The 12,729-nt window shown below is 55.9% G+C and carries 10 protein-coding genes; 6 read left to right on the top strand and 4 right to left on the bottom strand.

Features of this window, described 5'->3' with window-relative positions; translation table 11 throughout:
* Positions 1–100: 100 nt before the first annotated feature.
* Genes MDHKLMBL_RS14030 through MDHKLMBL_RS14020 form a run of 3 tightly spaced genes read left to right on the top strand, consistent with a single transcriptional unit; the run spans position 101 to position 3,521 of the window.
* Positions 101–895 carry an MOSC domain-containing protein gene (locus MDHKLMBL_RS14030; RefSeq protein ID WP_053115027.1) on the top strand — a complete coding sequence of 265 codons (795 nt, stop codon included), beginning with the start codon at positions 101–103 and terminating at the stop codon, positions 893–895.
* Between the two features lie 8 nt (positions 896–903).
* Positions 904–2,856, top strand: coding sequence for an ATP-binding cassette domain-containing protein (locus tag MDHKLMBL_RS14025; protein WP_104271064.1), 1,953 nt, complete (start codon positions 904–906; stop codon positions 2,854–2,856).
* On the top strand, positions 2,853–3,521 hold the full coding sequence (locus tag MDHKLMBL_RS14020; RefSeq protein ID WP_092032840.1) for a DUF6901 family protein: 669 nt from the start codon (positions 2,853–2,855) through the stop codon (positions 3,519–3,521). The genes MDHKLMBL_RS14025 and MDHKLMBL_RS14020 overlap by 4 nt, the downstream gene beginning before the upstream one ends.
* 61 nt (positions 3,522–3,582) lie before the next feature.
* On the opposite strand, the gene MDHKLMBL_RS14015 is transcribed toward MDHKLMBL_RS14020, so the two are convergent.
* The 3 genes from MDHKLMBL_RS14015 to MDHKLMBL_RS20825 form a co-directional block, all read right to left on the bottom strand.
* On the bottom strand, positions 3,583–4,014 hold the full coding sequence (locus tag MDHKLMBL_RS14015; protein ID WP_008174363.1) for a universal stress protein: 432 nt from the start codon (positions 4,012–4,014) through the stop codon (positions 3,583–3,585).
* Positions 4,015–4,166: 152 nt separating this feature from the next.
* Complete coding sequence (locus MDHKLMBL_RS14010; RefSeq protein ID WP_092032843.1) at positions 4,167–4,985, bottom strand: hypothetical protein; 819 nt, start codon at positions 4,983–4,985, stop codon at positions 4,167–4,169.
* Between the two features lie 70 nt (positions 4,986–5,055).
* Positions 5,056–5,271, bottom strand: coding sequence for a hypothetical protein (locus MDHKLMBL_RS20825; protein WP_008174365.1), 216 nt, complete (start codon positions 5,269–5,271; stop codon positions 5,056–5,058).
* Between the two features lie 150 nt (positions 5,272–5,421).
* On the opposite strand from MDHKLMBL_RS20825, the gene fadB reads away from it, so the two are divergent.
* The 3 genes from fadB to topA all read left to right on the top strand — a co-directional run bounded on the left by fadB (position 5,422) and on the right by topA (position 11,693).
* On the top strand, positions 5,422–7,569 hold the full coding sequence (fadB, locus tag MDHKLMBL_RS14005; RefSeq protein WP_104271063.1) for a fatty acid oxidation complex subunit alpha FadB: 2,148 nt from the start codon (positions 5,422–5,424) through the stop codon (positions 7,567–7,569).
* A gap of 33 nt (positions 7,570–7,602) precedes the next feature.
* The gene (gene fadA, locus MDHKLMBL_RS14000; protein WP_062784509.1) at positions 7,603–8,778 is read left to right on the top strand and encodes an acetyl-CoA C-acyltransferase FadA; all 1,176 of its coding nucleotides are present in this window, start codon (positions 7,603–7,605) and stop codon (positions 8,776–8,778) included.
* Positions 8,779–9,050: 272 nt separating this feature from the next.
* On the top strand, positions 9,051–11,693 hold the full coding sequence (gene topA / locus MDHKLMBL_RS13995) for a type I DNA topoisomerase (protein ID WP_008174370.1): 2,643 nt from the start codon (positions 9,051–9,053) through the stop codon (positions 11,691–11,693).
* A 60-nt stretch (positions 11,694–11,753) separates the two neighbouring features.
* On the opposite strand, the gene MDHKLMBL_RS13990 is transcribed toward topA, so the two are convergent.
* Complete coding sequence (locus MDHKLMBL_RS13990; RefSeq protein ID WP_104271062.1) at positions 11,754–12,626, bottom strand: NAD(P)-dependent oxidoreductase; 873 nt, start codon at positions 12,624–12,626, stop codon at positions 11,754–11,756.
* Between the last annotated feature and the right edge of the window lie 103 nt (positions 12,627–12,729).

Here is a 12,729-nt window from a genome sequence, read left to right as displayed (position 1 = left end):
TTTTTCGTTTTCGGGCATCTCCAAACTCGGCGCCAGGGTGTGTGGTCAGGTATACTCAGCAGCCTGTTGCGTATCCTGATTCTTTGGGAGGCTGCCCGCCATGAAGGTCCATTCGCTGTTCGTGTACCCCGTCAAATCCCTGTCTGGAATTGAAGTGACCAGTTTTAATACCGATGATTTCGGGCCGGTTGGGGATCGTCGATGGATGATCGTGGATGACGACCGCCGGTTTGTTACCCAGAGGGAGCACCCGGAACTTGCCCGTGTCGGAACCCGTCTGGAAGGTGACCGGGTCGCGATCAGCATTCCCGATGAGGGCGAGTTTGTCCTGAGTGTCTCAGATGAAGAGGTTCGGGTTCTGGTCTGGAGAGACTGGGTCAAGGCCCTGGCGGGGTTGCCCGAGGCGAATGCTGCCCTGAGCCGTTTCTGCGGTAAGCCTGTTCGCCTGGTTTTTATGCCGGACAGCTCTTTTCGCCGCGTTGATGCAGGCCGGGTCAACGACTACCGCCGGGTGGGTTTCGCCGACGGGTTCCCCTTTCTGGTGACCAATACCGCCTCCCTGGCAGAGCTGAATACCCGGCTTGAGGCGCCCGTGGAGATGCGCAGATTCCGCCCCAACATTGTGGTTGAGGGGGCAGGGGCCTGGGATGAAGATATGTGGCAGAGCCTGAGCGTTGGCGACAACCATCTCAGCATCGTAAAGCCCTGTTCGCGCTGTGTAATGACCACCGTGGATCCTTCCACGGGCCAGAAGGATGCTGCCCTGCAGCCCCTGAGGACGCTCTCCGGCTATCGCAGAACCCAGGAGGGCGTCATCTTCGGCCAGAACGCCATTCATGAATCACCGGGCATTATTCGGGTGGGTGATCCCGTTACTGCCAACCAATCGGAGTAGAACCAAACGTGCCACTGTTAACGCTGGACTCAGTTTCCCTGGCTTATGGAATGCACCCGCTGCTGGATCAGGCCTCATTGGTTATCGATGCCGGCGAGCGCGTGTGTTTGCTGGGACGAAACGGCGAGGGAAAATCGACCCTGCTCAAGATTGTCAGTGGGGAAGTGATACCCGACGGTGGCGTTGTTCGTCTCGATGACGGGGCCGTGCTGGCGGTGCTTCCGCAGAACCTGCCCTCGGAAGATACCCGTACCGCCTATGAAGTTGTCGCCGGTGCCTTTCCGGAAACGGGCCAGTTGCTCGCTGAATTTCATCAGCTGTCCCAGCAGGCCGATGAGGCGAGTCTCGACCGGCTGATGAAGGTTCAGGAGCGCCTGGAGGCTCTGGACGGATGGCGCCTTGACCAGAAAGTCACCACCATTCTCGGTCAGTACGGCGTTGATCCGGACCAGACGCTGAATACTCTGTCCGGCGGTTGGCAGCGCCGGGTTTTGCTGGCCAAGGCGCTGGTTGCCGATCCGGACATACTGTTGCTGGACGAGCCCACGAACCACCTGGATGTTCCGGCAATCGCCTGGCTGGAGGAGGCCCTTGGCCAATTTCGCGGCGCCATGTTGTTTGTCAGCCATGATCGGGCGTTTATCCGGCGGATGGCGACCAGGATTGTAGAGCTGGACCGCGGGAAGCTGGTGAGCTTCGCTGCCACCTACGACCGCTACCTGGACCTTAAGGAAAAAGCGCTGGAGGAAGAAGAACGGCAGAACGCGCTGTTTGACAAGCGCCTCAAGCAGGAAGAGGCCTGGATTCGGCAGGGCATCAAGGCTCGCAGGACTCGTAATATGGGGCGTGTTCGTGCCCTGAAGGCCATGCGTGAGGAGCACAGGCAGCGTCGTGTGCGGGGCGGAACCGCCAGCTTTGCAGTGGAGGACGCGGCGCGGTCTGGCAAGCTGGTGGTTGAAACCAGGGACGCGGGCTTTGCCTATCCGGATGGCACCCCGGTAATAAGAGATATGAATCTTACCATCCTTCGCGGGGACAAGATCGGGCTCGTTGGCGAGAACGGCACGGGCAAGACCACCCTTGTTCGGCTTTTATTGGGAGACCTGGAACCAACCGAGGGTTCTGTTCGTCTGGGAACCAATCTGCAGGTTGCTTACTTCGACCAGCTGCGAGGCGAGCTGGATCTGACACGGAACGCACTGGATAACCTGTCCGAGGGTCGGGAGTTCATCGACATCAATGGCCAGAGCAAACACGTTCTCGGCTATTTGCAGGAGTTCCTGTTTACCCCGGAGCGAGCCAGATCTCCGGTCAGTGTTTTTTCTGGTGGCGAACGGGCCCGGTTGCTTCTGGCCAAGCTCTTCAGCAAGCCCGCGAATATCCTGGTGCTCGACGAACCGACGAATGATCTGGACGTTGAAACACTGGAATTGCTGGAAGAACAGCTGGCGGAATTTGCCGGCACAGTGATCGTGATCAGTCACGACCGTGAGTTTCTCGATAATGTGATCACCGAAACGGTTTTCCTGGACGGTTCGGGCAAAGTGCGTGAGTACGTTGGCGGTTACACGGACTGGCGTCGGCAGGGCGGCTGCTTCCCCTCAGAAGCCACGGGTAACCGGCCGGACAAGCAGGATAAAAACGGCAAGACATCCGGTAGCACCGAAAAGGTCGTATCAAAGAAACCGGCAGAGAACGCAAAACCGCGGGCAGAACCTGAAAAGGGCAAGCCCGTGAAACTGAGTTACAAGCTCAAGCTCGAGCTGGAGCAGTTACCAGGGCAGATCGAGGAGCTTGAGCAGGAAGTCGCCGGCCTGCAGGAAAAAATTTCCCAGGCTGATTTTTATTCAGGCCCACCGGATGAAGTCTCGGCCACTCTGGAAGCATTGACGGAAAAGGAAAACCGTTTGGAGCAGGTCATTGAGCGGTGGATGGAGCTGGAAGAACAGGCAAATCAATGAATGTACATTACGATTTCAGATTTCAGGACGGCCGTAGGGTTGAGTTTAAAGTAACGGACAAGCCGTCCCGGCCTTCCGGAAAACTTCCGTCCTGGACACAGCTGGAACATTGCCAGTGTAGCAACTGTCCTTTGAAGGTTTCCGAATCCTCCCACTGTCCCGCGGCAACCGAGATATTGCCGGTTGTGGAGGCCTTTCGGGATGAGGATGCCTACCAGAAGGTGGAAGTGAAGGTAACCGATGATCGTCGAAGCTATGAGAAGCAGACGGCGCTTGAGGAGGCACTTCGATCGTTGCTCGGGCTGAAAATGGCGACCAGCGGGTGCCCGGTTCTGTCAGAGCTCAAGCCCATGGCGGTTCATCACCTGCCGTTTGCAAACACCGATGAATTCATTATGCGCAGCGTTTCCCATTACCTGTTGCAGCAATACTTCGCGAAACGGAATCATCAGACCCCAGACTGGGAATTGAAGGGGCTGGTGGAGAGGAATCAGAGGCTACAACTGGTGAATCAGGCCCTGTGGCAGAGAATACACTCAGTCTGCAAGGGTGACAGCAATCTGAAGGCACTACTGAACTTCTTCTCGATGGCCTCGAGTGTCAGTTTCTCGCTGGAAAGTCAGCTTCGCAAACTTGAGGCGAAAATGGAGGGGGAAGGGGGCTGATCGCGGCTTTCGTTCTCAGCAGGCCCGGGTCCACACCCCGGGCCTTTTTGTTGGTCAAGCCTTAGTGAATGCGAACGGCCAGAACATCGCATTCGGTTCCATGCAGAACCCCGTTTGCGGTGGAGCCCAGCAAAAGCTGAAAACCCTTCCGGCCATGACTGCCAACGATCACAAGGTCTACTTCCTGTTCCTTCGCAAGCCTGTGGATTTCGGACTCGGGGCGCCCGACTGTCACCACCTGGTTGTTTTTGGCCACACCGTATTTGTCGCCGTAGGTTCCCAATTGCTCGCGAGCTGCTTTGTCGAGTTGGTCCTGTAGCTCGGTCAGATCCATCGGAATATCGCCACCATAGGCATAGCCGACAGGCTCAACCACATGAACCAGCATCAGCTCCGCACCATGGGCTTCGCTTATGGCCTTTGCCTTGTCCAGTACCTGTGGGGCTTCTTCTGTCAGGTCAATCGCAACAAGCATCTTTTTATAGGCAGACATCGTATCGCTCCTTCGCACACGGGATATTATTCTGAGGATAGTACCTTAAATCGGGTCGGGAAAGTGTAGCGGGAAACTGACGGGTATCAAAAACAGAGGCGGAAAAGTGCTTTTCTGGCAGGCAATTAGGCCTGCCAGAAAGAGCAGGGCGGTCAGGCGTTGCCCTTGAGCAGCTCAATGGTTGTCGCAAGTCCTTTGAGGATACCCTTGGAATAGCGATCGATTACAAAGCCCACGTTGTTTTCGTTGTAGTTAATGTAGGAGCCACGGATAAACTGCCATTTGGCGGAAATGTCGTTAAGCGCGTCCTTGAGCTCCGGTGTTCCCTCGCCCTGTATTACGGATGCCAGCAACTGGTCCAGCTCCCGGGCCTGTTCATCCAGCGGGGTCTCGGTTGAGGAGCCCTGGAAGGTCTGGGCGACAGAAGAGTTTGTCCTGACCGAGTATTTCGCCATCATCTGGGCCATTTTTACGGCCGCCGAACGGGCGGCTTCTACCCTTGGGTTGGTCTCGGTCTGTGAGCTTTCCTGGGCCACCTTGTATAGCTCGGTGGCCTTCTCGTTCATCGTGAGTGCCTGGTTGGCCATGTCTGAGACCAGCCGCAAATCGGGGTAGCCCTGGTTGCGCACATCGTTGATGTTGTCCCGCATCAGGTTCTTGAACTTGTCGAATTCCTGGTTCAGCCCCTCAACTTCCTCGGCTGACAGTACGCCTGAATCGCTGCCCGCGATGGAGTTCATGGAATCGTTGGCCGAGTTGATGCCCTGCACAATCTCGTTCAAAGTGCCGGTATCACCGGTTCCGCTGAAACGGTAGTAGGCGTCCAGAGCCATGTAGTTGCTGACCCGGAAATTGTGAAGATCGGAGAGAAATCCGTCGGCACTGTCCTGAGCGCGGGCACCCATGGACGTGAGTGCAAGGAGAATCAGTGCGGCTACAAGGGAACGTATCCGCAGGTTTGCGTCTTTCATCGGATGGGTCTCCGTAATGCGGTTTTATTATTGTGGACCAAAGTCGTAGATCGAAGGTAAAGTAACTCCGTCAGCCAATCAAGCAGTTTTGGCGGCGGTGTAGCCCGTAAATGTAAATAACTTTGAAATTTGCGTGACGAAGTTCCGGTTTTTTCTGAGCAGTGGCTTCCAGTTCACTGAAACATAACAATTCCGCTCCAATTTTCTTCGGTTGCCCCCGGTATTTCGGGGACTTTTGCAGCCCTCCAGAAAGAAACAAATTGACAAATGCGCCGTTTTTTTTCATCGTGTGCCCTCACGATTCAAACGACTGTATGAATTTTTGGATCGGATGATCGGGCAGTGACCGAAATCTCGCTGCACAAACAGCCGCGCCGGTAAATCAAAAGTACCGCCCGGTTGGAAGCAGTTCCAAACACAGACTGGAGATCAGTTGATGATTTACGAAGGTAAAGCCATCACGGTTAAAGAGATCGAAGGCGGGATCGCTCAGTTGAACTTCGACTTGCAGGGCGAGTCAGTAAACAAGTTCAACCGTCTTACTATTGAAGAGCTCCGCGCCGCGACTGACGCACTGAAAGCGCAGAAGAACCTGAAGGGTCTGGTAGTCACCAGCTCCAAGGACAGCTTCATTGTTGGTGCCGACATTACCGAATTCACCGAGCTTTTTGCAGGCTCGGAAGAGGATCTGGTAGCCAACAACCTCAAGGCCAACGAAGTCTTCAACGCTGTTGAAGATCTGCCGTTCCCCACCGTTACCGCGATCAACGGTATGGCGCTGGGTGGCGGTTTCGAAATGTGTCTTGCAACCGACTACCGCGTGATGGACAAGAAGGCCAAGGTTGGTCTTCCGGAAGTGAAGCTTGGCATCTTCCCGGGCTTTGGCGGTACCGTGCGTCTGTCCCGTCTGGTTGGCGTGGACAATGCCGTCGAGTGGATCAGCGGTGGTACCGAGAACCGTGCTGATGTCGCTCTGAAAGTCGGCGCTGTCGATGCCGTGCTCGAGTCCGACAAGCTGGTCGATGCTGCTGTTGCCATTATTAACCAGTGCAACGAAGGCAAGCTGGACCACGAAGCCCGTCGCGAAGAGAAGAAGGGCAAGATCAAGCTCAATGCCATGGAAAGCATGATGGCATTCGAGATTTCCAAGGCGTTTGTTGCCGGCAAGGCTGGCAAGAACTACCCGGCTCCTGTCGAGGCCATCAAGGTCATGCAGAAGCATGCCGGTATGACTCGTGACAAGGCAATCGAAGTTGAAGCCAAAGGCTTCGCCAAGATGGCCAAGACCAATGTCGCGGCCTGCCTGGTTGGCCTGTTCCTGAACGATCAGGAATTGAAGAAAAAGGCCAAGGCCTGGGAGAAAGAAGCCAATGACGTGAACCTGGCTGCTGTTCTCGGCGCCGGTATCATGGGTGGTGGCGTTGCATTCCAGTCTGCTCTGAAGGGCACGCCCATCATCATGAAGGACATCAACCAGGACGGTATCGCCCTGGGTCTGAAGGAAGCCAAGAAGCTTCTGGCCAAGCGTGTTGAAAAAGGCAAGATGAAGCCGGATCAGATGGCCGACGTGCTCAACAGCATCACGCCGACCCTGAACTATGGTGACTTCAAAAATGTCGATCTGGTTGTTGAAGCCGTTGTAGAGAACCCGAAGGTGAAAGATGCGGTTCTGCGTGAAACCGAAGATGCGGTTCGCGAGGATGCCATCCTGACCTCCAACACCTCGACGATTTCTATCGACCTGCTGGCCAAGAACCTGAAGCGTCCGGAAAACTTCTGCGGCATGCACTTCTTCAACCCGGTGCACATGATGCCGCTGGTTGAGGTAATCCGTGGCGAGAAGACCAGTGATCGCGCCATCGCGACCACGGTGGCCTATGCCAAGGCCATGGGCAAGACTCCGATCGTTGTTAACGATTGCCCGGGGTTCCTGGTAAACCGCGTTCTGTTCCCGTACTTCGGCGGCTTTATCGGCCTGGTACGTGACGGTGCTGACTTCCAGCACGTTGACAAGGTCATGGAAAAGTTCGGCTGGCCCATGGGCCCTGCGTATCTGCTGGACGTTGTCGGCATGGATACCGGCAAGCACGCCGGTGAAGTGATGGCAGACGGCTTCCCGGATCGCATGAAGCACGAAGGTACAACAGCCATTGACGTGATGTTCGATAACAACCGTTACGGACAGAAGAACGACAAGGGCTTCTACAAGTATGAACTGGACCGCAAGGGCAAGCAGAAGAAGGTTGTCGATGAAGAGACCTACAAGCTGCTCGAGCCGGTTGTTCAGGGTAAGAACGATTTCAGTGACGAAGACATTATCGCCCGTATGATGCTGCCTTTGTGCCTGGAAACCGTTCGCTGCCTGGAAGACGGCATTGTCGAAGATCCGGCAGATGCTGATATGGGCCTGATTTTCGGTATCGGCTTCCCGCCATTCCGTGGTGGTGCCCTGCGCTATATCGACGATATGGGTGTAGACAAGTTCGTCGAACTGGCAGACAAGTTTGCAGACCTTGGTCCTCTTTATCACCCGACCGAGAAGCTGCGTGAAATGGCCAAGACTGGCAAAAAGTTCTTTGGCTAACCCTGAACGAGATTTCCGAACGGAGAAAGATCTATGAGCCTTAATCCGAGAGACGTTGTCGTCGTCGATTGCGTGCGGACTCCGATGGGTCGTGCCAAAAACGGTTGTTTCCGGAACGTGCGTGCAGAGACCCTGTCCGCCAATCTGATCGAAGCACTGTTTGAGCGCAACCCGAAGCTCGACCCGAAAGAAGTTGAAGATGTTATCTGGGGCTGTGTAAACCAGACCAAGGAGCAGGGCTTCAACGTGGCGCGTCAGATTTCCCTGCTGACCCGCATTCCCCACGAGTCTGCCGCTCAGACCGTGAACCGCCTGTGTGGCTCTGCCATGAGCGCGATTCACACTGCAGCCCAGGCCATCATGACCGGCAACGGTGATGTGTTCTTCGTGGGTGGTGTTGAGCACATGGGGCACGTACCCATGACCGAAGGCTTCGACCACAACCCGGCTGCGTCCAAGTACTCCGCAAAAGCGTCCAACATGATGGGCCTGACCGCGGAAATGCTGGCCAAAATGCACGGGATTACCCGTGAGCAGCAGGACGAGTTCGGCGCTCGGTCCCACCGTCTGGCCCATGAAGCGACCGTAGAAGGTCGTTTCAAGAACGAAATCGTGCCCATTGAAGGTCACGACGAGAACGGCTTCAAGGTGCTGATCGAGGAAGACGAGACCATTCGTCCCGAGACCACGGCCGAGTCCCTGAGCCAGCTCAAGCCGGCGTTCGATCCTAAGAACGGTACCGTAACAGCCGGTACGTCTTCCCAGCTGACCGACGGTGCGGCAGCGATGGTGCTGATGTCTGCAGAGCGTGCAGAGGCACTTGGTCTCAAGCCGATTGCCAAGATCCGCAGCATGGCCGTTGCCGGCTGTGATCCCGCGATCATGGGTTACGGCCCGGTGCCGGCCACTAAGAAAGCCCTGAAGCGCGCAGGCCTGAAAGTCGAGGATATCGACTTCTGGGAACTGAACGAGGCTTTCGCCGGCCAGTCCCTGCCTGTCCTGAAGGACCTGAAACTTCTGGGCGTTATGGAAGAAAAAGTGAACCTGAACGGCGGCGCGATTGCCCTGGGCCATCCGCTGGGCTGCTCTGGTGCACGTATCTCTACAACCCTGCTGAATGTAATGCAGGCCAAAGGCGGTAAGCTTGGTGTTTCCACCATGTGTATCGGTCTGGGCCAGGGCATTGCAACGGTCTGGGAGCGTCTGTAATCCAGTAACCGGATTGCATTTCGCGGTTTCAGAAGGCCCGGCAAATGCCGGGCCTTTCTGTTTCAGCAGGCGGGCCCAACAGGGTTCCCGAATGTGAAAAAAAGCAGGATTGAAACCAAAGAATGGGTTGTCTTGCTATTCTTGACCCTGTAAAACAGTGAGCCTATACAAAATAGCGGCGTATTTGTGTTTTCTAGCCGACTGATTTTACAGCGAGTTTACGGTTTGCTGATTTATTGACCGATTTATCGCCAAGGATACAGAACTCCGATATGGGTAAAAGTCTCGTAATTGTCGAGTCACCAGCGAAAGCGAAGACCATCAACAAGTACCTGGGCTCTGACTTCATCGTCAAATCGAGCGTCGGGCACATTCGTGATCTTCCCGTCAGTGGCAGCGGATCCCAGTCCGATCCCAAAGAGCGTGCCAAGCAGGCTGCTATCACCCGGAAGATGAGCCCTGAAGAGAAGGCGGTTCATAAAAAGCGCAAGTCCCGCGAGCAGCTAGTTGCCCGGATGGGTGTCGACCCGGACCAGGATTGGAGTGCCCGTTACGAGATCCTTCCCGGCAAAGAGAAGGTGGTCAGCGAACTCAAGCGTTTGGCCAAATCAGCTGACCATATCTATCTGGCAACGGATTTGGACCGTGAAGGGGAGGCTATCGCCTGGCACCTTCAGCAGACCATTGGTGGCGAACCAGAGAAGTACCGGCGCGTGGTGTTCAACGAAATCACCAAGCGTGCGATTCAGGAAGCGTTCAAGGATCCAGGCACTCTCGACAATAACCGGGTTAACGCACAGCAGGCCCGTCGCTTCCTCGACCGGGTTGTTGGCTATATGGTGTCGCCCCTGCTTTGGGCCAAACTTGCCCGCGGCCTCTCCGCCGGCCGTGTTCAATCCGTTGCGGTGCGGCTGATAGTCGAGCGTGAACGTGAAATTCGGAAGTTCGTTCCGGAGGAGTTCTGGCAGTTGCACGCCGATCTGGCGTCTGCCAAGGCCGATCAACCGGTTCGTTTCGAGGTGACTCGCCACGAGGACAAGCCCTATCGTCCGGTCAATGAGCAGCAGAGCAGTGACCACGTCAGCCGGCTGAAGGCGGGTACGTTCAAGGTTGCCAAGCGGGAAGACAAGCCGACCCGTTCGCGGCCGTCCGCGCCGTTTATTACGTCTACGCTGCAGCAGGCTGCCAGTAACCGGATGGGGTTCAGCGTCAAGAAGACGATGATGCTGGCCCAGCGTCTTTATGAGGCCGGTTTCATTACCTACATGCGTACGGACTCGACCAATCTGAGTCAGGATGCGATCAACAGTTGCCGTGCGTACATCGAAAAGCAGTTCGGCGACAAATACCGGCCCGAAAAGCCCCGTGTCTACGGCAGCAAAGAGGGCGCCCAGGAGGCGCACGAGGCCATTCGCCCAACCGAAGTCAGCCGTCGTCCGGCGGATATCAGTGGCCTTGAGAAGGATGCCGAGAAGCTCTACGACCTCATATGGCGTCAGTTTATTGCCTGTCAGATGTCCGACGCCGAATTCCTGAGTACGTCCATCGTGGTGGCCAACGGCGATTATGAACTCCGTACCCGGGGTCGGATCATCAAATTCGATGGCTTCCTGAAGGCGGCGCCCCAGGCCGCGAAGAAAGATGAAGACATTGCTCTGCCTGACATTAAGGTGGATGAAGTGCTGGATCTCAAGAAACTGGATCCTACGCAGCACTTTACCAAGCCGGCGCCCAGGTACACCGAGGCCAGCCTGGTCAAAGAGCTCGAAAAGCAGGGCATTGGCCGTCCGTCGACCTACGCATCGATTATTTCCACGATTCAGGATCGCGGATATGTGAGGCTGCAGAACCGTCGGTTCTACGCCGAGAAGATGGGTGAGATCGTTACCGAGCGCCTGTCGGAATCTTTTCCGAACCTGATGGACTTCGATTTCACCGCGAGGATGGAAGATGAGCTCGACGAGATTGCCGAGGGCGATGTCGAGTGGAAGAAAGTCCTGAATGACTTTTACGGTCGGTTCCGGCAGCAGCTGGAAAAAGCCGAGAGTGGTGAAGACGGCGGCATGAGGGCCAACACGCCGACTGAAACGGACATTCCATGCCCGAGCTGTGGCCGGAACATGCAGATCCGGGTTGCCAGCACTGGTGTTTTCCTGGGTTGCTCTGGCTATTCCTTGCCACCGAAAGAGCGTTGCAAGACTACCATTAACCTCGTGTCCGGTGATGAGGTTGTCAGCGCCGACGATGACGTCGAGGGTGAGGGCGAAACCCGTCTGCTGCGCAAGAAACGTCGCTGCCCCAAGTGTGGCACCGCCATGGACAGCTACCTGGTGGACGAAACCCGCAAGCTGCATGTTTGCGGTAACAATCCGGATTGCTCTGGCTACGAGGTAGAAAAGGGCACGTTCCGCATCAAGGGCTACGATGGGCCGACTCTTGAGTGCGATAAGTGTGGCTCCGAGATGCAGCTTAAAACCGGGCGTTTTGGCAAGTATTTCGGATGCACCAATGCCGAGTGCAAGAATACCCGCAAGTTGCTGAAAAATGGCGAGCCCGCTCCGCCCAAAATGGACCCGGTGCCAATGCCCGAGCTCCAATGTCAGAAAGTCGATGATACTTACGTTCTCAGGGACGGTGCGTCCGGTTTGTTCCTGGCTGCCAGCAAATTCCCGAAAAACCGGGAAACGCGGCCACCGCTGGTGATGGAGATTAAACCGCACCGCAAGGAGATTGATCCGAAGTACGATTACCTGATGGATGCGCCCGAGCGTGACCCCGAGGGTAATCCGACGGTGATTCGCTACAGCCGTAAGAGCAAGGAGCAGTACGTCATGTCTGAAAAGGATGGCAAGGCGACGGGCTGGTCTGCGTGGTATGTGAACGGTAAGTGGCAACCACAGGACAAGAAAAAGTAACGTCTACTGGTTTCCGGGGTCGTGGGCTGATTGCCGTCAAACGACCCCGGATTCAATACCTTAGCGGAATTTCCTCAGTCTCTGTATGAGAGATGAGGTATCCCACCGTTTACCGCCCATCGACTGGACATCCGCATAGAATTGATCGACCAGTGCGGTCACCGGCAGAGACGCATTCACTTTTCTCGCCTCCTCAAGGCAAATCCCGAGGTCCTTGCGCATCCAGTCAACGGCGAAGCCGTGTTCGAACTCTCCTGCAATCATGGTTCCCGAGCGGTTTTCCATTTGCCAGGATTGGGCTGCGCCTTTTGAAATCACGTCCACCACTTTCGCCACATCCAGTTCAGCCTGCTCGGCAAAGTGCAGGGCCTCTGAAAGCCCCTGGACGAGACCGGCAATCGCGATCTGGTTCACCATCTTGGTTTTCTGGCCACTGCCAGCCGGGCCCATTCGATTGAGTGCCCGCGCATAGTGCTCCATAACCGGCTCGGCTTTCGCATAGTCCTGTTCCGAGCCGCCGCACATGATGGTCAGTTTGCCGTTTTCAGCGCCTTGCTGGCCGCCGGATACAGGCGCGTCCACAAATCCCATGTTGTTTTTACTGGCAGCTTCAGCGAGATACTCGGCAATGCCGGCAGAAGCCGTAGTGTGATCGACCAGCACAGCGCCTTCAGGGGCGTTGGCGAGAATACCTTCATCACCCTCGTAAACGGCCATAAGGTCGGTATCGGCCCCAACACAGGTCAAAACAATATCCGCGCCCCTCACGGCCTCACCAATGGTGGTGCAGCTGGTTCCCGAGTATTCGCTTGCCCACTGCTCGGCTTTGGCATTGGTCCGGTTCCAGACCCTGACGTCGAGCCCTGCCTTCGCCAGGTGGCCGGCCATCGGGTAACCCATTACGCCCAGGCCAATAAATGCTGCTTTAGTCATCGCTTTCTCCTCTTATGTTTTTATCGGGTTAACTTAGCACATTAGGGCAGGGCAGCACGCAATAAAAAAGGCCGCTGAATCAGCGGCCTTTACGTGCTTTACC

This window comes from Marinobacter flavimaris, assembly GCF_002933295.1.
GTDB lineage: Bacteria > Pseudomonadota > Gammaproteobacteria > Pseudomonadales > Oleiphilaceae > Marinobacter > Marinobacter flavimaris.
This window is presented reverse-complemented; position numbering and strand designations above follow the sequence as displayed.